The 23,546-nt window shown below is 47.4% G+C and carries 23 protein-coding genes; 19 read left to right on the top strand and 4 right to left on the bottom strand.

Annotated elements, in window-relative coordinates:
* The first annotated feature begins 35 nt into the window (after positions 1-35).
* The 10 genes from AS006_RS01725 to xylB all read left to right on the top strand — a co-directional run bounded on the left by AS006_RS01725 (position 36) and on the right by xylB (position 10,949).
* A complete protein-coding gene (locus AS006_RS01725; protein ID WP_101512640.1) occupies positions 36-605 on the top strand; it encodes a diguanylate cyclase domain-containing protein in 570 nt (189 codons plus the stop codon).
* Positions 606-1,889 (top strand): UDP-N-acetylglucosamine 1-carboxyvinyltransferase, encoded by a 1,284-nt coding sequence (murA, locus tag AS006_RS01720; protein WP_101512639.1) that lies wholly within the window; start codon positions 606-608, stop codon positions 1,887-1,889.
* Entirely contained in the window at positions 1,852-2,814 is a 963-nt protein-coding gene (locus tag AS006_RS01715; RefSeq protein WP_101512638.1) for a radical SAM protein, read from the top strand. Before murA ends, AS006_RS01715 begins: the two co-directional genes overlap by 38 nt.
* A gap of 110 nt (positions 2,815-2,924) precedes the next feature.
* Complete coding sequence (locus AS006_RS01710) at positions 2,925-4,061, top strand: ROK family transcriptional regulator (RefSeq protein ID WP_101512637.1); 1,137 nt, start codon at positions 2,925-2,927, stop codon at positions 4,059-4,061.
* A 13-nt stretch (positions 4,062-4,074) separates the two neighbouring features.
* Positions 4,075-5,238, top strand: a complete 1,164-nt coding sequence (locus AS006_RS01705) for an iron-containing alcohol dehydrogenase (RefSeq protein WP_101512636.1) — start codon at positions 4,075-4,077, stop codon at positions 5,236-5,238.
* A gap of 12 nt (positions 5,239-5,250) precedes the next feature.
* Positions 5,251-6,204, top strand: a complete 954-nt coding sequence (locus AS006_RS01700; protein ID WP_101512635.1) for an ABC transporter permease — start codon at positions 5,251-5,253, stop codon at positions 6,202-6,204.
* A complete protein-coding gene (locus AS006_RS01695) occupies positions 6,201-6,899 on the top strand; it encodes a polysaccharide deacetylase family protein (protein ID WP_233185587.1) in 699 nt (232 codons plus the stop codon). Before AS006_RS01700 ends, AS006_RS01695 begins: the two co-directional genes overlap by 4 nt.
* 25 nt (positions 6,900-6,924) lie before the next feature.
* A complete protein-coding gene (locus AS006_RS01690) occupies positions 6,925-7,896 on the top strand; it encodes a sugar-binding protein (RefSeq protein ID WP_101512634.1) in 972 nt (323 codons plus the stop codon).
* A gap of 45 nt (positions 7,897-7,941) precedes the next feature.
* Positions 7,942-9,471, top strand: a complete 1,530-nt coding sequence (locus AS006_RS01685; protein ID WP_101512633.1) for a sugar ABC transporter ATP-binding protein — start codon at positions 7,942-7,944, stop codon at positions 9,469-9,471.
* The gene (xylB, locus tag AS006_RS01680) at positions 9,471-10,949 is read left to right on the top strand and encodes a xylulokinase (RefSeq protein WP_101512632.1); all 1,479 of its coding nucleotides are present in this window, start codon (positions 9,471-9,473) and stop codon (positions 10,947-10,949) included. Before AS006_RS01685 ends, xylB begins: the two co-directional genes overlap by 1 nt.
* 17 nt (positions 10,950-10,966) lie before the next feature.
* Here xylB and AS006_RS01675 read toward each other — a convergent pair whose 3' ends face one another.
* Positions 10,967-11,692, bottom strand: a complete 726-nt coding sequence (locus AS006_RS01675) for a DUF5131 family protein (RefSeq protein WP_233185597.1) — start codon at positions 11,690-11,692, stop codon at positions 10,967-10,969.
* Positions 11,693-11,862: 170 nt separating this feature from the next.
* Here AS006_RS01675 and AS006_RS01670 point away from each other — a divergent pair, with 170 nt between their 5' ends.
* From AS006_RS01670 to AS006_RS09555, 3 genes are all read left to right on the top strand, one after another.
* Entirely contained in the window at positions 11,863-14,346 is a 2,484-nt protein-coding gene (locus tag AS006_RS01670; protein WP_101512630.1) for an adenosylcobalamin-dependent ribonucleoside-diphosphate reductase, read from the top strand.
* 12 nt (positions 14,347-14,358) lie between these two features.
* Positions 14,359-15,216 carry an acetamidase/formamidase family protein gene (locus tag AS006_RS01665; protein WP_101512629.1) on the top strand — a complete coding sequence of 286 codons (858 nt, stop codon included), beginning with the start codon at positions 14,359-14,361 and terminating at the stop codon, positions 15,214-15,216.
* 88 nt (positions 15,217-15,304) lie between these two features.
* Positions 15,305-15,592 carry a hypothetical protein gene (locus AS006_RS09555; protein ID WP_369819741.1) on the top strand — a complete coding sequence of 96 codons (288 nt, stop codon included), beginning with the start codon at positions 15,305-15,307 and terminating at the stop codon, positions 15,590-15,592.
* Here the strand turns inward: AS006_RS09555 and AS006_RS01655 are convergent.
* Entirely contained in the window at positions 15,559-16,656 is a 1,098-nt protein-coding gene (locus AS006_RS01655; RefSeq protein ID WP_101512628.1) for a KamA family radical SAM protein, read from the bottom strand. The genes AS006_RS09555 and AS006_RS01655 overlap by 34 nt on opposite strands.
* A 265-nt stretch (positions 16,657-16,921) precedes the next feature.
* On the opposite strand from AS006_RS01655, the gene AS006_RS01650 reads away from it, so the two are divergent.
* From AS006_RS01650 to AS006_RS01625, 6 genes are read left to right on the top strand one after another with little or no spacing between them, the layout of a single operon-like run.
* The gene (locus tag AS006_RS01650; protein WP_101512627.1) at positions 16,922-17,278 is read left to right on the top strand and encodes a Fur family transcriptional regulator; all 357 of its coding nucleotides are present in this window, start codon (positions 16,922-16,924) and stop codon (positions 17,276-17,278) included.
* The gene (locus AS006_RS01645) at positions 17,275-18,087 is read left to right on the top strand and encodes a metal ABC transporter substrate-binding protein (RefSeq protein WP_369819740.1); all 813 of its coding nucleotides are present in this window, start codon (positions 17,275-17,277) and stop codon (positions 18,085-18,087) included. Before AS006_RS01650 ends, AS006_RS01645 begins: the two co-directional genes overlap by 4 nt.
* Positions 18,084-18,806, top strand: a complete 723-nt coding sequence (locus tag AS006_RS01640) for a metal ABC transporter ATP-binding protein (RefSeq protein ID WP_101512625.1) — start codon at positions 18,084-18,086, stop codon at positions 18,804-18,806. The genes AS006_RS01645 and AS006_RS01640 overlap by 4 nt, the downstream gene beginning before the upstream one ends.
* Complete coding sequence (locus AS006_RS01635; RefSeq protein ID WP_101512624.1) at positions 18,803-19,600, top strand: metal ABC transporter permease; 798 nt, start codon at positions 18,803-18,805, stop codon at positions 19,598-19,600. Before AS006_RS01640 ends, AS006_RS01635 begins: the two co-directional genes overlap by 4 nt.
* A complete protein-coding gene (locus AS006_RS01630) occupies positions 19,600-20,259 on the top strand; it encodes a response regulator transcription factor (RefSeq protein WP_233185585.1) in 660 nt (219 codons plus the stop codon). Before AS006_RS01635 ends, AS006_RS01630 begins: the two co-directional genes overlap by 1 nt.
* Complete coding sequence (locus AS006_RS01625) at positions 20,256-21,113, top strand: sensor histidine kinase KdpD (RefSeq protein WP_101512622.1); 858 nt, start codon at positions 20,256-20,258, stop codon at positions 21,111-21,113. The genes AS006_RS01630 and AS006_RS01625 overlap by 4 nt, the downstream gene beginning before the upstream one ends.
* On the opposite strand, the gene AS006_RS01620 is transcribed toward AS006_RS01625, so the two are convergent.
* Positions 21,059-22,447 (bottom strand): pyruvate carboxylase subunit B, encoded by a 1,389-nt coding sequence (locus AS006_RS01620; protein WP_101512621.1) that lies wholly within the window; start codon positions 22,445-22,447, stop codon positions 21,059-21,061. The genes AS006_RS01625 and AS006_RS01620 overlap by 55 nt on opposite strands.
* Positions 22,448-22,451: 4 nt before the next feature.
* The gene (locus tag AS006_RS01615; RefSeq protein WP_101512620.1) at positions 22,452-23,513 is read right to left on the bottom strand and encodes a M20 family metallopeptidase; all 1,062 of its coding nucleotides are present in this window, start codon (positions 23,511-23,513) and stop codon (positions 22,452-22,454) included.
* Positions 23,514-23,546: the final 33 nt, after the last annotated feature.

Here is a 23,546-nt window from a genome sequence, read left to right as displayed (position 1 = left end):
AATATCTCTGAAGAAGTCAGTTGGGGGTGTTCAGTGTGAGTGACAATACAGAACTTCTAAAGAGGATCGAAGAACTTGAAAAAAAACTCAGGCAGTGTCAAGAAAGAGAAAAAGAACTGGAATCACTAATCGAGGAGTACAACGAGGTGTTGAAGAAACAGTTTCAGGTTTTCGATGACTTCTTCGAGAAACTCGGAACCAAGAAGATGATCGATCCTCTGACAAGGGTCTATTCAAAGGATCACTTCCTGAGACTTCTTTCTTATCAGCACCAGAGATCGTTCGAAGAGAACACACCGTACACGATCTTCTTTGTGAAAGTGAAACCTTCTGACACAGAAAAAGAGAGCACACTCATGAAGGTGGGGAAAGTTCTGAAAGAGTGTGTGAGAGTGCCGCTCGACAGCGTTGGAAGGTACTCGGAGGATATCTTCGCACTCTTCGTTGTCGATGTGTCAAAGAGTGTGGCAACGAAGATAGCAGAAAGAATAGAAAACTCCATAAAAGATATACCAGTAGAGTACAAAATCGCTTTTAAGAGTTACCCAGAAGACTTCATGGATCTGGAAAAAACGCTCTCTGAACTTGAAAAGGCGGTGTCGTAATTGGGCAAATTCCTAGTCCAGGGAGAAACAATCCTCGAAGGTGAAGTGGAAATATCTGGATCCAAAAATGCCGCTTTACCCATAATGGCGGCGTCCATTTTGTGTGATGAAGAAATCGTTTTAGAGAACGTTCCAAGGCTTCAAGACGTTTTTGTCATGAAAGATATCTTGACTTCAATAGGTTTTGAAGCCACATTCAACGGCAATAATTTCACCATAAAAAGGGCCAGGGATATATCTCAGGAAGTACCTTATGAGCTTGTCAGAAAAATGCGAGCGTCCTTCAACGTTCTTGGACCAATAGCTGCAAGAACAGGAAGAGCACGAGTAGCTTTACCCGGTGGATGCTCCATCGGTGTAAGACCTGTTGACTTCCATCTGGAAGGTCTCAAAAAACTCGGTTTCTCCATAAAAATGGAGCACGGTTTCGTCGAAGCTGTCCTCGAAAAAAAGGTGGAAGACGTTACGATCACACTCCCGTTTCCAAGCGTTGGAGCAACAGAGCACCTAATGACAACCGCATCTCTTTTGAATGGAGCACACGTTGTCATAGAAAACGCTGCAATGGAACCGGAGATCGTTGATCTTCAAAATTTTCTCAACGCAATGGGAGGCAATGTGAAAGGAGCAGGGACCAGTCGTATAGAAATATTTGGAGCCAAAAAGATGAGAGGAACCCAGTACAGGATCATTCCAGACAGAATAGAAGCGGGGACATATTTAGTTGCCATCGCTGCAAGCAAAGGAAAAGGATTGATAAAAAACTTGAAACCAGAACATCTCACGAACTTTCTTGAAAAAATCGAGCAAACAGGTGTTACTTTGAAGATCTTCCAGAATTCCATAGAAATAAAGATGAGAGAAAGGCCAGAACCGGTAGATATCACGACCAATCCTTATCCAGGCTTTCCCACCGATCTTCAGCCCCAGATGATGGTGTACCTTTCTGTGGCAAAAGGAGTCTCAGTTATCACCGAGAACGTGTTCAAAACAAGGTTTCTGCACGTTGATGAACTGAAAAGAATGGGAGCGGACATAGAGGTATCCGGGAACGTCGCCATAGTGAGAGGTGTGGAGAAACTCAGCGGTGCTCCAGTTGAGGGAACAGATCTGAGAGCAACAGCCGCCCTTCTCATAGCAGGTATCATCGCAGAAGGTTCCACAGAGATAAACAACGTGGAACACATATTCAGGGGTTACGAAAACGTTGTGGAGAAATTCAAAAAATTGGGAGCAGAGATCGAATATGTACCGGGAGAAGTTGAAGAGGATCGAGAAGATTGAAAACATTCTCTGGGAGAATCTGAAAAAATGCCAGCTCTGTCCCAGAAAATGTGGAGTTGACAGATACAGGAAAGCCGGTTTTTGCGGGCTCAACGCTTTCCCAAAACTCTCGAACGCCGTCCTTCATTTCGGGGAAGAGCCTCCCATCTCTGGAAAGACGGGTGCTGGCACGGTGTTCTTCAGTGGGTGCAACATGAAATGCGTGTACTGCCAGAACATGGGATTCAGTCAGAACGACATCGGAACAGAGATCGAAGTGGAAGACCTTGCAGAGATCTTTCTTGTCCTTCAAAGGCACGGTGCAAAAACGCTGAACCTTGTCACTCCCACGCCACACCTGCCGTTCATAGTGTCTGCCATGAAGATTGCTATAGAAGAAGGATTGGAACTTCCCGTGGTCTACAACACCAGCGGATATGAAGATCCAGAGGTACTCAAACTTCTGGAAGGCATCGTGGACATCTATCTTTCCGATATAAGGTACTCAAGCGACGAAGCATCCTTGAAGTACTCAAAAACACCGGATTACTGGTCGGTGGTTCAAAAAGCAACGATCGAAATGTTCAGGCAGGTAGGCCCTTTCAACGAAGAGAAGATGAAGGGCCTCATCGTCAGGGTTCTCGTCCTTCCTGGAAACGTTGTGAATTACTCGGAAATCTTTTCTTTCCTTTCTTCTCTTTCCACGCGCATTCCCGTCTCTATCATGAGTCAGTACCTTCCTCATTTCAATGCCAGAAAATTTCCCGAGATAAACAGAAAGGTTCAACAGGAAGAGTATGAAAAAATTCTGGAACTCGCAGAAAGTTTTGGATTCACCGAAGGATGGTACCAGTCCGAAGAAAAAGAGAGAGTCACCGCCAGGGGTATCAAGGAAATCACAAAAAAATTGAGATTTCTGTGGCTAAATTCTGATAATCGCCGGTAAACGGCTATAAGAATTCACCATCACGGATATTCGACCTTGATTTTAAATTAATTCCTGCATATAATTAATGTGAATATAATTTGAAATCTTCGTGCAGGGAGGTATCGAACTTGAAATACAACTCTCCGAGAATAAAAATTCTCAACAAAAAAACCATCCTAAAGGTGGTACACGAAAATCATCCCCTCTCCAGATCCGACATCTCAGAGATCACGGGGCTCACCCCAAGCAGTGTGACAAGACTGACCAAAGAACTCATAGACGAAGGCTACATAAGAGAGATTGGAACCATGGGAAAAAATTCTCCTGGAAGAAGAAGGGTACTTCTTGATTTGAAGAAGGAGGCTTTTTTGAGTCTTGTCTTCGATATAGGTGTGAACATCACCACCTACGGCATTGGATTTTTCGATGGAGAAGTGGAATTGCGCGGTACGTTCAACACTCCGAAAAATCCAGAAGAGTTCTTCAAAACAGCAAGAGAAATATACGAGCGTATCTCGCGCGAACACAGTATCACGAGGATTTCTTTCTCCGTTCCGGGAATGGTGGATCTGGAAGAGAAAAAGATCCTTCTTGCTCCAAATCTCGGTTGGGAGAACGTGAATATAGAGGATCTTCTGGAAGTTGATGTTCCCGTCCTTGCAGACAACGAAGCGAACCTTTCCATGCTCGCCGAGAAGTACCACTCCGAGGATCTGAGAAACGTCGAAGAAGCCGTGTTCATAATCATCAGAGAAGGTGTCGGAACGGGTTTGATGGTCGATGGAAAGATCTTCAGGGGCCCTTCCTTCACGGCGGGAGAAGCGGGACACATGACCGTGAACATGTACTCCGATAGACAGTGTCACTGCTCAAACTGGGGATGCTGGGAACTGGTCTCTTCCATAAACTGGGCAATTGAACAGTACGGAAAAGAACTCGAAGGAAAGAACTCGATAGAGAAGTTTCAGGCACTCAAGCAGAAAAACGACGCAAAGAGAGTTTTGATGAGATTCGCCGAGAACATAGCGGTCGGCATCGTAAACCTGGTGAACATCCTGAACCCGGAACTGGTGATCCTGGGAGGGGAAGTTGTGGATCTTGGAGACAGTTTCTTCAGTATCATAGAGGATTTTGTCCGCCAGAGAGCCCTGAAAGCGGCGGTGAGGAATTTGAAAATAAGACCCACCGCTTTCAGGAACATCAGCTCGAACCTCGTTGGTGCGGCTGTGCTGGCCGTGGAAGACATCATAGAGAAAGTGAAATGAAGGAGGTGAACGTATGTTCAAGATATCATGTTATCTTCCAACAGAAATAATCTTCAGAGCGGGAGCAGTAGATGAACTGGAAGAGAGGGCAAAGACACTGGGAAAGAAAGCGCTGATCGTCACTGGAAGGTCCAGCACGAAAAAAACGGGTCTTCTCCAGAGAGTTCAGGATCTTCTCAAAAAAGCAGGGGTTGAAAGCATCGTCTTTGACAAGATCGTTCCCAACCCGATATCGGATCATGTGGATGAGGCCGCAGAGATCGTGAGAAAAGAAAAGATAGATTTCATTGTGGGACTTGGTGGTGGAAGCCCTATAGACAGTGCAAAGGCGATCTCCATCACCGCTCCAAACGAAGGAAAATTCTGGGACTACGTTCCCGTGGGAGGGGGAAAGATTCCCGAAAAGTCCATCCCCGTCGTTGCCATTCCGACCACCCACGGAACGGGAACGGAAGCCGACCCATTCGCCGTGATCACAAATCCTGAAACAAAAGAGAAAGTGGGTATCGGATACAGAAACACCTTCCCCGTTCTTTCCCTGGTGGATCCTGAGGTGATGAAGACCCTTCCCAAAGATCAGACCGCTTACACTTCGATGGATGCGTTCTACCACGCCATAGAGGCATTTTTGAACATAAACGCAAATCCTTACTCAGACGTTCTCTCTTTGGATGCCATGAAGAGAATCGTGACGTATCTTCCTGTCGCCTACGAAAACGGAGAGGACATGGAAGCCAGGACGAACCTTGCCTGGGCAAGCACCGAAGCAGGGATCACGGAAACACTGACCGGTGTCATTGCAAACCACGCGCTTGAACACGGTCTCAGTGGATTTTACCCGGAGATCACACACGGTCTTGGACTGTGCATCACGGGACCCTATCTGTTCGAGTACATATTCGACCACGTCTATGAAAGACTCGCCATCATCGGAAGAGAAGTGTTCGGGGTGTACGAAACAGACGACAGGAAAGCCGGAAAACTCGCCATCAAAAAACTCAGAGACTTCCAAGAGATGTTCGGACTGAACAAAAGACTGAGTGAACTTGGTGTGAAAGAAGAGGACATACCGAAGATGGCAGAAACCGGCTACAGAATATTGAATGGAGTTGTCGTTGTAACACCCGGGAATCTGACGGCAAAGGACATGGAGGAGATATTCAGAAGGTGTTACTGAGGGGGGAATAACTTGGCATCGAAGTTCAGACAAAAGGCCTTCAGGGAACTTGGACCTCTTGTTGCCCTCATCAGTCTTGCTGCCTTCACGGCTGTTCTGAATCCTCGCTTTTTGACAACGTTCAACCTTCAGGCCCTTGGAAGACAGATCGCCATATTCGGCCTTCTGGCAATCGGTGAGACCTTTGTGATCATCTCCGGTGGAGGAGCCATCGATCTGTCCCCTGGTTCCATGGTGGCACTCACTGGGGTCATGGTCGCATGGCTCATGACACATGGAGTTCCTGTGTGGTTATCTCTGATTCTCATTCTGTTCTTTTCTATAGGAGTTGGTGCATGGCACGGTCTGTTCGTAACGAAGCTCAAAGTTCCTGCCTTCATCATCACACTCGGCACTCTGACGATCGCTCGCGGTATGGCTGCCGTGATCACGAGGGGATGGCCGATCATAGGCCTTCCCTCTTCTTTTTTAAAGATCGGACAGGGTGAAGTTCTGAAGATACCCATTCCGGTGTGGATTCTTCTTGTGGTGGCTCTTGTTGCAGATTTCTTCCTCAGGAAAACGGTCTATGGAAAACATCTGAGGGCCTCAGGGGGCAACGAAATCGCGGCGCGATTTTCCGGTGTCAACGTGGACAGGGTGAGAATGATCGCCTTCATGGTCTCTGGTTTCCTCGCCGGTCTGGTGGGAATCATCGTGGCGGCCCGTCTCTCGCAGGGACAACCGGGTGTTGGAAACATGTACGAACTCTACGCCATAGCCTCCACCGTGATCGGGGGAACGAGTCTCACGGGGGGAGAAGGAAGCGTCCTTGGAGCCATCATAGGTGCCAGTATCATCAGTCTTCTGTGGAACGCTCTCGTTCTTCTCAACGTTTCGACATACTGGCACAACGTGGTCATTGGTATCGTCATCGTTGTGGCGGTGACACTTGATATCCTAAGAAGGAGGCTTTCGAGCAAGTGAACGTTCGAACACTTTTCGTTTTTCTTCTGATCACAGCGAGTTTGATGTTCGCCGATGAAAACGAAGGGAAAAAACTGGTAGCCCTGACCTTCGACGATGGTCCGGATACGAAACTCACATCGAAAGTTCTTGATACTCTGGAAGAGCTCAACGTTGTGGCCACATTCTTTGTAGTAGGACAAAGATTGAACGAAAACACAAAGGCGATCCTCGAGAGAATGGTATCTATGGGATGTGAAGTGGAGAATCATTCGTGGAACTATGAGCCCCTGGACAGCAAGGGCCAAGAAACGATCAGAGAATATATCGATCGCACAAACGAGTTGATTCTCAAATACACAGGGAAAAAGCCTCGATTTTTCAGGCCACCGAATCTGGCCGTGAGTGATGTCATGTTCGAAGTGATAGACATGCCTTTCATTGGTGGTGTTCTCGGCTTCGACTGGGCAGGTTGCGATAGAGATCCAGGAAAGATCGTGAACAACATACTAAATGGTGTCAAAGATGGAGCAATAATTCTTCTTCACGACGTACAGCCAGAACCACATCCCATCGTCGAGGTTCTCAGGATGCTCATTCCAGAACTCAGAAAACGAGGTTACGAGTTCGTCACGCTGGAAGAACTTTTCAGACGAAAAGGAGTGAATCCTGAAGACCCAAGCTACAGAGGAAAGATGTGGGTGTACGTGGAGTGAATCACTCTGAAGAGGGGGTGTTCTTATGAGAAAACTTCTGGTGTTTCTTTCGGTTGTGCTGATCACAGGTTTATCTCTTGCTCTCACCATCGGTGTCATCGGAAAATCCGTCCATCCTTACTGGTCCCAGGTTGAACAGGGGGTCAAGGCTGCGGGAAGGGCTCTCGGAGTGGACACGAAGTTCTTCGTTCCACAAAAGGAAGATATCAACGCCCAGCTTCAGATGCTCGAGTCGTTCATAGCCGAAGGAGTTGATGGAATCGCCATCGCACCGTCTGATCCAACGGCAGTCATTCCCACGATCAAAAAGGCTCTCGAGATGGGAATACCGGTGATAACGCTGGACACGGATTCTCCGGACAGTGGAAGGTACGTTTACATTGGAACGGATAATTACCAGGCAGGATACACCGCTGGACTCATCATGAAAGAACTCCTCGGTGGAAAAGGAAAGGTTGTCATCGGAACGGGTTCTCTCACGGCGATGAACTCACTTCAGAGGATCCAGGGATTCAAAGATGCCATCGCAGATTCGGATATAGAGATAGTCGACATACTCAACGATGAAGAAGATGGAGCAAAGGCGGTAGCGCTCGCAGAGGCAGCCCTGAACGCTCACCCGGATCTTGATGCCTTCTTTGGTGTTTACGCCTACAACGGGCCCAGTCAGGCACTCGTGGTGAAGAACGCTGGAAAGGTTGGAAAAGTGAAGATAGTGTGTTTCGACACAACCCCGGACATTCTTCAGTACGTGAAGGAAGGCGTTATCCAGGCAACGATGGGACAGAGACCCTACATGATGGGCTACCTCTCCGTCACGGTGCTCTATCTGATGAACAAGATAGGTGTTCAAAACACTCTGATGATGCTTCCCAAGGCCACCGTCGATGGAAAAGTGGACTACGTCATCGACACGGGTGTCGATGTCGTTACACCGGAGAATCTCGATGAATACCTGAAGAAGATGGAAGAACTCGGAATCCCGATAAAATTCTGAGGACACGGGAGGGGAGTTCCCCTCCCTTTCACGAGGTGATGAAAGTTGGAGATCCTGAAAGCAAAGGGTGTGGTGAAAAGATTTCCAGGAGTTCTGGCGGTCGACAACGTTGATTTCGAGGTTCATGAAAATGAAATAGTTTCTCTCATCGGTGAAAACGGTGCAGGGAAATCAACTTTGATAAAGATCCTCACAGGTGTCCTGAAACCCGATTCCGGTGAGATACTGATCAACGGTGAAAGGGTGGAATTTCACTCTCCAGTTGATGCGTTCAAAAAAGGAATCAGTGTCATCCATCAGGAACTGAACCTGTGTGACAACATGACGGTTGCCGAGAACATATTTCTCGCCTACGAGGCGGTGAGAGGTCAAAAAAGAAACCTTTCAAGCAAGGTGGATGAAGATTTCATGTACGAAAAGTCAAAAGAACTGCTCGATCTCATAGGTGCGAAGTTTCCTCCGGATGCCCCGGTAAAAGAACTGACCACCGCACAGAGGCAGATGGTGGAGATATGTAAGGCACTGGTGAAGGAACCCCGTATCATTTTCATGGACGAGCCCACCTCGTCTCTCACTGTGGAGGAAGCAGAAAGGCTCTTCGAGATCATAGAGATGCTTAAGAAAAGGGGTATCTCCGTGGTCTTCGTCTCACACAGATTAGACGAGGTCACAAGAATCAGCGACAGGATCGTTGTGATGAGAGATGGAAAGAGAGTGGGTGAACTGAGAAAAGGCGAGTTCGACGTGGACACGATTATAAGACTCATGGTGGGAAGGGAAGTGGAGTTCTTCCCTCACGGGATAGAAACAGAGCCCGGGGAAGTTGCCCTCAAGGTCGAAAATCTGAAATGGAAAGACAAGGTGAAAAACGTCTCCTTCGAAGTGAGAAGAGGGGAAGTTCTGGGATTTGCGGGTCTTGTCGGAGCCGGACGAACAGAAACGATGCTTCTGATATTCGGTGTGAACAGGAAAGAATCCGGGAAGATATATGTGAACGGAAAAGAGGTTGAAATAGAAAGTCCAGAGGATGCCATAAAACTGGGGATAGGACTCATACCGGAAGATAGAAAACTCCAGGGGCTCGTGCTGAGAATGACGGTAAAGGACAACATCGTTCTTCCATCGCTGAAGAGCATCAGCAAATGGGGTCTTGTGCTCGATGAAAAGAGAGAAGATAAAATGGCCGAAGAGTACGTGGAGAGGCTTTCCATAAAAACACCATCCATATACCAGATCACCGAGAATCTCTCTGGCGGGAACCAGCAGAAGGTGGTTCTCGCTAAGTGGCTTGCCACGAACGCCGACATTCTGATCTTCGATGAACCTACCCGTGGAATAGACGTCGGGGCAAAGGCGGAGATACATAGGATGATCAGAGAACTGGCCGCCCAAGGAAAAGCCGTGATCATGATCTCTTCAGAGCTTCCAGAGATTTTGAATCTCAGCGACAGAATAGTTGTCATGTGGGAGGGTGAGATCACCGCCGTTTTAGACAACAGAGAGAAAAAAGTCACACAGGAAGAAATCATGTACTATGCATCCGGTCAGAGAAGACAGAATGGGAGGGTTGCGTGATGGATCTGTACGTGGGGCTCGATGTGGGAACGACCGGTGTGAAAGGAATCCTTGTGAACGAAAAGGGAGAGATATTGTTTGCGGCAAGCGAAAGACTCTCAATGATCACTCCTCAACCCGCCTGGGCGGAACAGGACCCTCTTTCCTGGTGGGAGGCCGTCAGGAAGATACTGAAGAAACTTTCCGGAAGATCAGAGGAAATCGGAGGGAGAATAAGAGCGATCTCCACCAGTGGACAGATGCACAGTCTTGTGGCGATAGACGAAAATGGAAAGGTTTTGAGAAACGCTATCCTCTGGTGCGATCAGAGAACATACGAAGAATGTGAAGAAGCCACACAGATACTCGGAGGAGAAGAGAACGTTCTCAAGCTGGTCGGAAATCCCATTCTTCCAGGTTTCACACTTCCCAAGATACTGTGGATTCGAAAACGCGAACCAGAGATCTACGAAAAGATCGCAAAGATCATGCTTCCCAAAGACTTCATAAACTACATGCTCACGGGTGCTGTGAAAACAGAGCACTCCGATGCTTCTGGAACGGTGATGTACAGTGTCTCTGAGATGGGATGGAACGAAGACGTTCTGAGGGAACTCAAAATACCAGAACACATACTTCCGGAGATAATTCCATCGAACGGTGTGGTTGGAAGAATGAAACCTGATGTAGCAAGGTCCCTTGATCTTTCCGAAGACACCCTCGTGATAGGAGGAGGTGCAGACAACGCCTGTGCCGCCCTTGGAATAGCCGTTGTGGAACCTGGAGACGTTATGGTGAGTTTGGGTACCTCCGGTACCGTTCTGGCTCCCACGAAAGGAAAAGAACCGGATCCAAAGGGCAGGGTTCATTTCTTCGCCCACACCGTTCCAAATACGAGGTACCACATGGGTGTGATGCTCTCTGCTACGTATTCGCTGGAGTGGTTCAAAGAGAAGTTCTTGAGCGAAGACTACGATACGATCAACGATGAGGTGGAGAAAGTACCGATCGGTTCAAACGGAATCGTCTTCCTTCCTTATCTGAACGGTGAAAGAACACCACACCGTGATCCTTTCGCTAGGGGTGTCTTCTTCGGAATCTCCTCCTACAACACCAAATGGGACATGGTGAGGGCGATTTTTGAGGGGGTTGCCTTCGGTATCAAGGATTCCTTCGATATACTGAAAGAACTTGGAGTGGAACTCAAAAACGTGAGGATCACCGGTGGTGGATCGAAGAGCAAAGTGTGGAACAGAATGCTTGCGGATATGACTGGGCTTAGAATACAAAAACCTGTTGTGGATGAGGGGGCTTCTTACGGAGCCGCCATTTTGGCCGTTTCCGGTGCAACGGAAGAAGACCCTGCGAAGATCTCAAAAGAGTGGTTCAATGTGAAGAGTTACACAGATCCTGTTTCCGAGAACACAGAAGTTTACGAAAAACTGCACGGGAAGTTCAAAAAACTCTACACCTCACTCAAAGAGATGTTCAGAGCATAAGGGACGAATCGCCCCTTTCATTTTTGAAAAAGTTCGAGCAATCTCCTTCTGGTTTTCTCGAAAAACTCATCCTCAAGGGCCCAGGAGAGTCCCAGTCTTTCGTAGAACTCTTTTACGCGCCACCTGTAGTGCATGTCATCTATGAAGACGAAATCTACGTATGGTTTCAGCATCTTCGATAGTTTTTCCGGGTCCATCGGAAGCATGGGACTGATGAAAACACTGGTTCGCACATCGTTTTCCTTCAAGGTTTTCAGAACTTCGATTCTTTCCTCTATGGAAGCCGCGTTGGGTTCAAAGATCCTTCGAATTTCATCGTCATCGGTTGTGACGGTGAGTCCAACTGTGAGTTTCTTCATCTTTTTGAACAGGTCCAGATCCCTCAGAACGAGGGTGGATTTTGTGAGAATCATCAATTCGATCTCCAGAAGGGGAAACTCCAGAAAAACTTCAAGACATTTCTGGGTGAGCCTGTACTTTTCTTCGATGGGCTGATATGGATCACACATGGTGCTCATGAAGACGTATCCTGGCTTTTTTCTGATGATATCTTTTCTCAGAACCTCTGCTATGTTCTTCTTCACTACGACCTCCGATTCCCACTTCATCTCCCTGTAACGTCGTGCGTAGTCTCTGGCGTAGCAGTACACACAGGAGTTGGTACAGCCCACGTAAGGGCTGAGAGTGTACCGTCTTTTGGCCTCAGAAAAAGTCAAAGCGCTTTTTACCTCTATTTCTCTCACTCTCAACTTCTCACCCCCTCAAGGATACCACGGAAAATCTTTAGAAATTTCCCAGGATTGTTTCGGTGTTTTCACAGAAAAATGGAGTATAATTTTTCGGGAAATCCCACCACATGTTGAATTTCTGTGAAAGAATACACAATATGTTGTTAAAAACCAGGAGGGGTATCATGAAACTGTCCAGTCTGATCGAAAAGTGGATCGATGTTGAACCTTCCAGGAATGCGCAAACGATTCTCAAAGATCGATACTTCATGAGAGATTTGGATGGAAAATACCTGGAAACCAGGTGGGAAGACGTGGCAAGAAGGGTGGCAAGGGTGGTGGCAACCGCCGAACTTTTGAACCCGTCTTACAAAAAAGGTGAAAAACTCGACAGGATAAAGGAATGGGAGGATACCTTTTTCAAAATTTTGAAAGCGAGACTGTTCCTTCCCAACAGCCCCACACTCTTCAACGCGGGACTCGGTGTGAGGTACGAACTTCTCTGGAAACCCATCGACCAGATGACCCTAGAAGATTACGAGGAGATCTACAGAACTCGAAACCATCTTCACATGCTCTCTGCCTGTTTCGTTGTACCTGTTGGTGACAGCATAGAAGAGATCTTTGAAGCGGTGAAAGAGTACGCACTCATCACAAAAGTGGGGGGCGGTGTAGGAAGTAATTTCTCCGAACTGAGGCCAAAAGGAAGCTTCGTTGCGGGCACACACGGAAAGGCATCAGGTCCTGTCTCTTTCATGCACGTTTTCAACTCTGCCATCTCCGTTGTGAAACAGGGGTACAGAAGGCGTGGGGCCCTGATGGGTATTCTGAACATAGACCACCCTGATATAGAAGAATTCATAGACGCAAAGAGAGAGAACACGGGCGAGGCGGTGCTGAACTTCTTCAACCTTTCCGTTGGTATCCCGATGGACAAAAAGGAAATACTTAAACTTTACGAAGAAGATGGTGAGCTGGAACTCTCCCATCCAAGAAGCACCATCAGAAAGAGAGTGAAGATAAGAGAACTCTTCAGAAAGATCGCCAGCAACGCCTGGAGGAGTGGCGATCCTGGACTTGCCTTCCTCGGCGAGATGAACAGGTACTATCCCCTTTACCCACACAGGAAGATCAACTCCACCAATCCCTGTGGAGAGATTGGACTCTCCGATTACGAAGCGTGTAACCTGGGTTCGATCGACGTTGCAAAGTTCTACAACAACGGTTTTGTCGATCTGGAAGCCCTTCAGGAACTCGTTCAAATAGCTGTTCGCTTTCTCGATGACGTCATCGACGTGAACGTGTTTCCGATAGACAAGATCACAAAGGCTGTCAAGGAAAGCAGAAGACTCGGTCTTGGAATAATGGGGTTTGCGGATCTTCTCTACAAACTGGAACTCCCCTATGACTCACAGGAAGCACGCGACTTTGCTTCCAACCTCATGGCTTTCATAGCGCTTCACGCCCACAGGGTCTCTTATGAACTCGGAAAAGAGAAAGGGAATTTCCCATTGCTTGAAATCTCCAGATACAGAACAGAAGAAGGATTTGTGCCCTTCGCCATGGGAACCAGCAACTATGACGATGAGATAAGAGAAGTCATGAAGATGACCAGAGAGTACAGAAGAAACGTGGCACTCTTGACCATCGCTCCGACGGGATCGATTTCGAACATAGCCGACACCTCCTCCGGACTGGAACCGAACTTCCTTCTCGCTTACACCAGATACATGACGAAGGAAGATGGAACAAAAGAACCCCTTCTCTACGTGAATCAGGTGCTCAGGGAAAAACTGGATCCGGAGATCCTCAGAAAAATTGAGAATGAACTCATAGAGAAGGGAAGTTTGAAGGACATTCCCAACGTTCCAGAGAAAATAAAAAGAGTCTTTGTGGTTGCACTCGACATAGATCCCATCGATCATCTTCTCATGCAGGATGCGTTCCAGAGATACGTAGACAACAACATCTCCAAAACGATCAACATGCCACAGAGCGCAACGGTGGACGACGTTCTCAACGTATATCTCGAAGCACTCAGAACGAACGTCAGAGGCATCACCATCTACAGAGATGGATCCCTTCAAACACAGGTACTCACGAAGGCCCTTAAAACACCTGAGGCACCGAAGGTACAGTTCTTCGTCGTTGACGAGAAGATGAAACTCCATCCAAGACCAAGAAAGGACACTCTCAGAAGCGTCACGAGAAAGTACAAAAGACCGGACGGGACCACCTACATAACGATATCCTTCGACGACACCGGTGAAGCCGTGGAGATATTCATCTCAAATGGCACCGAAATGGCCGAAGCGATCGGAAGACTCTCCTCCATAGCGCTTAGAGCGGGTGTTTCCATGGACGAAATCATAGAACAACTCTCGAAGGTGAAGGGGGACTACTGCCGGGGACTTGCCGAAGAGATAAAGAAGGCTCTCGATGACTTCGCAAGGCTCTGGCTCAGAACGGGTAAAGAGGAGTCAGAAACTGAAGAAGAGCCGGTAGAAAGAGAAAAATTCATCGTGGCAAACAACCTGAAATGGCAAAACGGATACTACGTTGACGACGAGGGAAACGTTTACTGTCCCGTGTGTCTTTCGAAGAATTCTCTAATAAAGCAGGAAGGATGTGTGAGTTGCAAAAACTGTGGATGGTCGAAGTGTGAGTAAGGAGATGAAAGCATGAAAATCGTTCCGTCTCAAAGACACGTGTATTCTTTTTCGAGTTACATGACGCCAGCAGAGGAAGTGTACCCAGGTGAGCAAGTGATCTTCGAAACGATCGATGCCCTTGGGGGAAACTACGAAAAGATCGATTTTTCAAAGGTGAATCCTGCCACAGGACCTGTCTACGTCAATGGAGCAAAACCTGGTGACACACTGGTCGTCCGGATCAAGAGGATCGAACTTCCAAAGAAGGGTGTGATCGTGACCGGGAAAGGGTTTGGTGTTCTTGGGGATGAGATAGAAGGATTTCACTCGAAAGAACTGGAGATAGAAAGGTGGGCAGTCCTCTTCGATCACATCAGAATACCCCTTCATCCAATGATCGGTGTGATCGGTGTCGCCCCGCCCGAGGGAGAATATCCCACAGGGACCGCCCACAGACATGGAGGAAACATGGATACAAGAGAGATCACAGAAGGATCCACAGTCTATCTTCCCGTTTACCACGAGGGTGCACTGTTTGCCCTCGGAGATGTTCACGCAACGATGGCAGATGGTGAGGTTTGTGTTTCTGCGTGTGAAGTCTCTGCGAAAGTGGTCGTGGAGGTAGATATCGCCAGAGAAGAAATCAAATGGCCCATGGTGGAAACAAAAGATTCCTACTACATCGTTGTTTCGCTACCAGACATCGAGGAAGCCTTGAAGGAAGTAACAAGAGAAGCAGTGTGGTTCATTCAAAGAAGAAAGACCATACCGTTCAAAGATGCCTACATGATCGCGAGCCTCTGTGTGGACATCGAGATTTCCCAGCTGGTGAACCCCAGTAAAACCGTGAAGGCACGTATCCCAAAGTACGTCTTCTCGGAGGTTTGAAAATGCTGTACGATCTTGCAAAAAGGAGAAAGACCGTTCGAAAGTTCGAAAAAGAAAAGCCTCCTCTTGAAGAGAGGCACCTTCTGGCATGAACGCCCAGCCTTGGAGGTTCCTCATCGTGGAAGACGAAAAACTGAAAGGACAGATCAGAAGAGTCTGCGAAAGATCTGAAAAGGCTTTCTATGAAAACGTGAGGGGAAGATTTTCTGGAAGAAGCACCTTACCTTCTACTTGTCTTCTCAGAAAAGAGAGCACCATACTCGAGAGAGTCAGTCTGGCTTGTCGTTGGATACCTTCTTCTTGCCTTGGAAGAAAAAAGAAGCACCCCGCAAGGGGAGCTCTTCAAACCGTGTACTCTTCTATCAATTCTGTGTAATCGTCGAACCAGAAAGCGTTCGGGTTTCTTCTGTAGACCATCACCTTTCTTCTGTTTTCTTCGTCGTGCGCCCTATGATACTTGAAAACGATGAAATTCTTCGTCAGAGCCGCTATCTCTATTTTGCCCGTTCTGTGAGACATGACGTACCTTACCCTCTTGGCAACACCAGAGAGGTTTGAAATAGCTTTTGTGAAGATCTCGTACCCTTCCTCGATTGGCACAGCAAACTTTTTGTTTCCAGAGACCGGCCTGTTTTGAAACACATAGTAAGGTGTCACTCCAACAAAAGATAGCCTGTCAAGTAGCTCTCCCAGGGTTTCCGGTGAGTCGTTTATCCCTCTCAGAAGAGGTGTCTGGTTGCAGAGAACAGCTCCTGCATCTTTCAAAAGATTCACCGCTTCTACTGCCTCTTCTGTCAGCTCCCTTGGATGGTTGAACTGCGTCATCACATATATTTTCTTCTCCTTCGTGCTGTACTTTCTGATCATTTTCAAAAGTTCAGGGTCATCGATTATCCTGTAGGGATTGAACGCCGGGATCTTGCTTCCGATTCTTATTATCTGAACATGATCAATCTCTCTCAGAGAACCGATGATCTTCTCCAGTTTCTCCGTGGACAGAAGTAGAGGATCACCACCCGTGAGCAAAACGTTTGTTATCTCTTTATGTGAGCGGATGTAATTGAGCTGGGGCGTGATGTCCCGTATCACCTCGGCTCCAACGTTTATGAAAAGCCTCTTTCTGAAACAGAATCTGCAGAATCCTCCACACACATCGTTTACGAGAAAAAGGGCCGTGTCTGGATACTTGTGCTGAAGCCCCTTGGCAACCGTGTAAGACCTTTCACCGGATGCGTCCAGTGATCCCCATTCATCGAGTTCATCCTCTTCAGGTATGATGATCTTTCTGATCGGATCATCCGGATCCGACCAGTTGATGAGGCCAAGATAGTAGGAATTCGCCCTGAATCTGAATTTCTCTTCCACTCTCTTCAGTCTTTCTTTCTCTTCAGAACTCAGTTGTTCTACCTGCGTCACGCTCGTATAGTATCTGACCTTCAAACTGGATCACCTCCCGAATTTGTTTTAACAAAGTTAGATATTAAAAATCAGTGCACTTAAAAAATCGAAGAATTCTTCGAGGAGAATGAGGATATGTTGTTTTTCGTATTCATTATACCATAATTCGGCATAGCGTTCAAAACCGACTGATTGCATATTTTAGAACGTCGGTTCTGACTTTTTAGAAATATTGTTTTTACAGACAAAAAGAAGATCCCAGTGGTACAATAATACTTGCAAATGCTTTGCATTTGCAGGTGAGAGCATGAGAATGACAGAGAACAGAAAGAAAATCCTGAAGATCGTCGAAGAGTCGAAAATTCCCCTCACAGCGGAAGAGATTTACAAGAAGGCTGGGGTGAACCTTTCCACAGTCTACAGGGCGTTGAAATTCCTGGAGGAAAGAAAGCTCGTCGGATCTTTCAGTGTGAGCAGAGGTGTGAGGTACTTTTTCAGAAGAGACAACCACTACCACTTCATGGTGTGTGAAAGATGTGGAAAGCTCTTTCCGTTCAAAGAATGTGCCAGAGAACTCATCGACGCACTCCAGAAAAAGTACCGTTTTTCAGAGGAAAGTCACCTGTTCTTGATATACGGTGTCTGTGAAAACTGCAGGAGGTGATCCTCATGAAAAGATTGTTCTTCGTTCTGATACTCACGCTCGGTTTGATCGCTTTTTCTGGAAAGGTTGTGGTCACGATAAATCCGTACTACTTGCTTGTCTCTCAGATCCTGGGAGATAGTTCCAGTGTGGTTCTTCTTGTTCCACCGAACGCGAATCCACATCTTTTCTCGCTGAAACCAACCGACGCCAGAATGCTGGAAGAGGCAGACCTGATAGTGGCGAACGGAATGGGCCTTGAACCTTATCTGAAAAGATACAGTGAAAAGACCGTGTACGTTTCAGACTTCATCCCCAAGATACTCCTGGAGGGTGAGAACCCTCATGTATGGCTCAATCCCTTCTTCCTCAAATACCACATCGTTCCGGGTCTGTGTCAGGTGTTTTCTGAAAGATTTCCAAAAAAATGGCAGGAAATAGAGCGAAACACAAAGCAACTCATCGAAGAATTGAACGAGGTGATCATGGAGTCTTTCAGAATACTCTTCCCGCACAGAGGAAAGATCGTAGTCATGTCGCATCCAAGTTTTCTGTATCTGTTCGAAGAGCTCGGCCTGAAACTTCTTTCTCTTTCCAGTGGGCACGAACACTCAACGAGTTTCTCCACGATCAGAGAGATCCTCGAAAAGAAAAGTCAAATAGTGGCGCTGTTTAGGGAACCCCAGCAACCAAGCGAGATGCTGACATCCCTTGAAAAGGAACTGAAGATGAATAGCTCCGTACTGGATCCTCTCGGAACAGGTGGAGAGAGGACCATCTCGGAACTTTTGAAGAAGAACCTGAAAACGATCGAGGAGGCACTGAGATGAAGATCATAGAAGTGAAAGGCCTCACCTACAGAGTCAGGAATTTTGAGATACTGAAGAACATAACATTTTCCGTCGAAAAAGGGGAATTCGTTGGAATAATCGGCCCAAACGGTGCAGGAAAGACCACCCTGGTGAAAATCCTGGTAGGGGAAATAAGAGGCTACGAAGGAAAGGTTGTGATAAGAGGAAGGATAGGATACCTTCCACAGACTCAAGAGGTTCAAAGGGATTTTCCCATGACTGTGAGAGAGTTTGCCGCCATGGGAATGTACGGAAGGTCAAAAAGAATCGACTGGGAAAAGGTGAGATCCACCCTGATCAACGTTGGAATCTCCCACAAAGAAAACGATCTCATAAGAAATCTCTCTGGGGGGGAGTTCCAGAGATTGTCCCTTGCAAGGGCCCTGCTGTCCGAACCGGACATCCTCGTGCTCGACGAACCAGAAGCCGGTGTGGACGAAATGGGGAAAGCTGCGTTCTACGAACTTTTGAACAGATTGAGGAAGGAAAGGAACATCACGGTTGTGATGGTCAGCCACGATATCGGTATGGTCTTCAGAGAATGCACCACGGTCATGTGTCTCAACAGAACTCTTCATTGTCACGGCCCAACGGAAACCATCAGCCCGGATGATTTGAAGAAGATCTTTACAGATTTTGACATCTGGATCAGAGGACCAAAACACTACGAGATATTTCACAGGGAGGGAAAAAATTGAACTTCTTCCATGATCTCGTCCAGTACGAATTTCTGAGAACGGCTTTCATCGGTGGTGTACTCACCGCCATTCTGGCTGGCATCGTTTCTCCCTTTGTGGTGTTCAAGAGAATGGAGTTCATAGGGGATGGGACGGCGCACGCGGTCTTTGCCGGTCTTGCACTCTCTGCCCTCCTCGGTGGTGATCCCAGACTGATCTCTTTCGCCACAGCGCTGGTTTTTGCTCTGGCCGTGACTCTTTTTTCCCGTTCAAAACTTCACGAAAGCAGCGCCATAGGTATCCTTCTTCCGCTCTTCATGGCCATCGGGGTTGTGCTGTTTTCCGTTTCGGGAAGATACCAAACGGATGTGATGGGATTTCTGTTCGGAGATGTTCTGCTTGTGAACCGTTCAGATGTGATGTTGACATCTCTCATTCTGGTGATAAACACGGTTTTGATATTGCTGTTTAGATGGGAGATCAAGTATTTCATCGTGGATGAGAAAATGGCCCAGTTCTATGGTATCAAAACAGGCTTTGTGCGTCTTCTGATCACCTCTTTCATAGCGATCACCGTGGTTGTAACCGTCAAGGTGGTAGGTGTTATTCTCACGGGGGCCCTTTTGATACTTCCCGGACTGGTTGCCAGAACGTTTGGAAAATCTTTCAAATCGCTGGTTGTGATATCCATTGTGTTCAATGTACTCACCTTCTTTTCTGGTTTTCTTGCCGCCTACATCCTCAACCTACCACCCGGTCCCGTCATTGTGATAGTTGCTTTCGTTTCCTTCATTCCAATGTTAAAATTTTCTTGATGTGGAAAATTGCCGTTGTCGATGACGATGAAAAAATTCTGGAGATCCTCAGGGAAAAGCTTTCAGAACTGGGGCACGTGGAGACCTTTCTCACCGGAGAGGACTTCCTCGACGGTGAGGAAATTTTCCACGTTGTGGTCCTCGACGTGAAACTGCCCGATTACAGCGGATACGAACTCTGTCGGATGATAAAAGAGAAACACCCTGAAACCTGGGTGATACTCCTCACACTGCTTTCGGACGACGAGAATGTTCTGAAGGGTTTCGAAGCGGGAGCGGACGACTACGTAACAAAGCCCTTTAACCCGGATATCCTCCTTGCGAGAGTGAAAAGATTCCTGGAGAGGCAAAAGAAGAACCTCTATGACTTCGGTGAACTGAAGGTGGATGCAACCGGTGCAACCGTTTATCTGAAAGGAAAGAGGATTCATCTTCCCAAAAGAGAGTTCGAGGTTCTTCTTTTTCTGGTGGAAAATGCAGGAAAGGTTGTGACAAGGGAAAAACTCCTGGAAACGTTCTGGGAAGAGCCTGTCTCACCAAGGGCTGTCGACACGGTAATAAAGAGGATCAGAAAAGCCATAGAAGACGACCCGAACAGGCCCAGGTACATAAAAACGGTCTGGGGAATAGGATACACCTTTGTGGGGGGAGGAAGATGATCGCTCTGCGCACGTTTCTCATCACGTTTCTTGTGAACACCACTCTTCTTAGTATCTTCTGGGGTTCCAAAGTGAACTTCATAGACGTTGCCATCTTTTCTTTTTTCTCTGCACTTCTGGTGAGTGTTGCCACGCAGGTTCTTGTGAGCAAACGCCTCCTGAAACTCAGAGAATCCATTTCCAGAAAGCAAACGTTCGATGACTTCCTGAACGACGAGATCACAAAACTCTCGGAGGAAATCAACACACTCGTTCAGAACACTGTCATCCAGGAAAAAGAAACCGAAAGGTTGAAAGATGTTGTAACCGGCTTTGTTCACGATGTAAAATCGCTATTGTGGAACGAAGTCAAGGACGAGAGCCTTCAAAGGATCGTGGAGGAATTCTACGAGTTCGCAAAACTCGAGGCCGGTATCGAAAGACTGAGAAAAGAACCGGTGAACCTGGTGGAACTTGTAAACGACGTTGCGGAAAGATTTCCAGAAAGGGTCTTTCTAGAATACGAAGAAGAAACAACGATCCAGGCAGATCCCACAAAGCTCTTCAGAGCCTTCTACAACGTGATAGAGAACGCCGTGAAATATTCCACAGGACCGGTCCGTATCCACGTGAGAAAGGACAGGGTGATTATAAAAAGCCCCGGACCAGAGATACCCTATGAGGTTCGTGCGAATCTGTTCGAAAAGAAAAAGAAAAGCAAGGGCACAGGCATGGGCCTGTACCTCTCAAGACAGTTCTTCGAAATGCACGGCTTCAAGATCGTCTACAGAAGAGAAGGAGAAAACAACGTCTTCGAAGTTCAGATCGGGTACACGGGCATGTCGTCTGTGAAATCAGAGAGAGACTCCAGATAGTTGAAATCCACACCTATCTTTTCCTCGTATCTTTTCCTCAGAAATTTTTTTCCAACCTCTCCAAGAATGACGGCTACGAGAAGATCTTCGTCCGTCTCTACAAGGACGCCAAGTTCTTCCCTTGCCTTTTCCAGTTCGGGCTCCAGCAGATCAGCGGGCCTGCAGTCTATGGGTTTTTCGTCACCAAGAATCTTTTTCACCAGTTCCGGGTCTATCGGTGCAGGGGGTCTTCCGTAGAGCCCTTTCACGTAGTTTTTTGTCTCGTTGGTTATCCTCTCGTATCTTCCGTAGACGACGTTCAAAAAGGCCTGAACACCAACGATTTGACTCGTCGGTGTGACAAGTGGGGGATATCCCAGGTCCTTCTGAACCCGAGGAACTTCCTCCAGCACCTTATCCAGAAGATGCTCCATTCTCTGTTCTTTCAACTGCTTCAGAAGGTTGGAGTACATCCCTCCTGGAATCTGGGAGAATATGATCCTGGAGTCAGGATACTTCATTCCCACGTCGTACTCGACGTACCTGGCCCTCACTTTGGTGAAGTGTTCCACCAGAAATTTCAGAGCCTCCCTGTCGAAATCTTCTTTTCCGTTTCCTTTGAAGGCGTAGTACATGGATTCAAAAGCAGGCTGAGACGTTCCCATGGAGAAAGGAGAGATGGCCGTGTCGAAGAAATCCGCACCCGCCTCAAAGGCCGCCTGGTACGCAAGAGGTGCGAAGCCGGTTGTACAGTGGGAGTGAACCTCCACAGGAACGGAGAACTTCTCTTTCAGTGCCTTTACAAGTTCGTAAGCCCTCTTTGGCGTGAGAAGGCCTGCCATGTCCTTTATGCAAATGGAATCCACACCCATGTCCACAAGTTTTCTTGCAAATTCAAGGTAGTACTCGAGGGTGTGAACGGGGCTTACAGTGTAACTGATCGCTCCCTGAACGTGAAGACCGTGTTTTTTCGACTCTTCTATCGCTTTTTGGAGGTTTCTTTCGTCGTTCAGAGCATCGAAGATTCTGATGATATCAAGGCCGTATTCTGCCACCTTCTTTATGAAGAGTTCCACCACATCGTCTGCGTAGTGTCTGTAGCCAACAAGGTTCTGTCCTCTCAGAAGCATCTGGATTCTGGTGTTTTTCAATCCTTCTCTTATTTTCTTCAATCTCTCCCAGGGATCCTCGTTCAAGAACCTGACCGCAACGTCGAAGGTCGCACCGCCCCAGACTTCCATGGAGTGAAAGTTCATCCTGTCGAAAGCCTCGAGGGCAGGCAACATATCCTCTGTTTTCATCCTCGTAGCAATGAGTGATTGATGACCATCCCGAAGAGTTGTATCTACAAACATTTTTTCACCTCCGGATCTTTTTCAGAAGATGAACGACAAGGTTCACCCTCTCTTCAAAAAAGTCGATTCTTGCGTATTCTTCCTCAGAGTGCATTCTTCCTCCCGGTATTCCGAGTCCATCCACAGAAGGAACCCCTCTCTGTGAGAAGAACGCCACATCTCCCCCACCTGTGGCCCTCACGAAAACAGGCTTTATCCCGATCTCTTCGGCCGCTTCTTTCACCGTACTGACAAAAACCGGATCTTCTTTCATGGGGGATCTTCTGATCTTTATCCTGTAGGAGATTGTTGCCTCAGGGTGCACGGTGGAGATTTTCTCCAGGGTTTTCTTCAAAAACTCGAATTCTTTGTCCTCGTAGTACCTGATGTCGAAATAAACTTCCGCCTTATCTGGTGTAACGTTGCTTTCGGTGCCTCCTCTAACAATGGTGGGATTTATCGTCAAATTGGGAAACCTCCCGTTCAAAGAAGAAAGTTCCAGTACCTTGAAAGCAATCTCCGTTATGGCGTTCACACCCTCGTCTGGTCTTGAGGCGTGTCCCTTCTTTCCGTGTGCAAACAGCCAGAGAGAGATGATTCCTTTTCTGGAGGAGATGAGTTCTCCGTTTTCTCTTCCCGGTTCAAAGGAAAGACAGTGAGAACTCATCGCAGCAACTTCTTCAAAAGTGTCCCTGCTTACGGGAGATCCAAGTTCTTCATCCACGTTCAGCACAACACAGAGATTCGCTTTGTCTTCCTTCAGAAACCTCTCGAGGGCTTCAAGAAGGACCACTACTCCCCCTTTCATATCACAGACACCGGGACCTCTTGCGATGCTTCCATCCACACTGAAAGGTCTTTTCTTCGATTCTCCTTCGGGAAACACCGTATCGAGGTGACCTATGAGGGTTACGTAGGGGGGCTCTCCAAGGAAGGCAACATGAGCGGCTTTTCTTCTCTCTACCCTGAATCCGAGTTTCTCCAGAATTTCCGCCAGAAACGATGTTCTGTTCAGTTTTTCTTCCATGGAAAGATCGGGACCAGTATCCGTGTTAACGAGCTTTTCATAGATTTCCATCCATTTCATCTTTTCCCCTCCACTCCATTATACTATAATCGA

The organism is Thermotoga sp. SG1 (assembly GCF_002865985.1).
GTDB lineage: Bacteria > Thermotogota > Thermotogae > Thermotogales > Thermotogaceae > Thermotoga.
The sequence above is the reverse complement of the archived record's forward strand: the minus strand, read 5'-3'. Positions and strand labels throughout refer to the sequence as shown.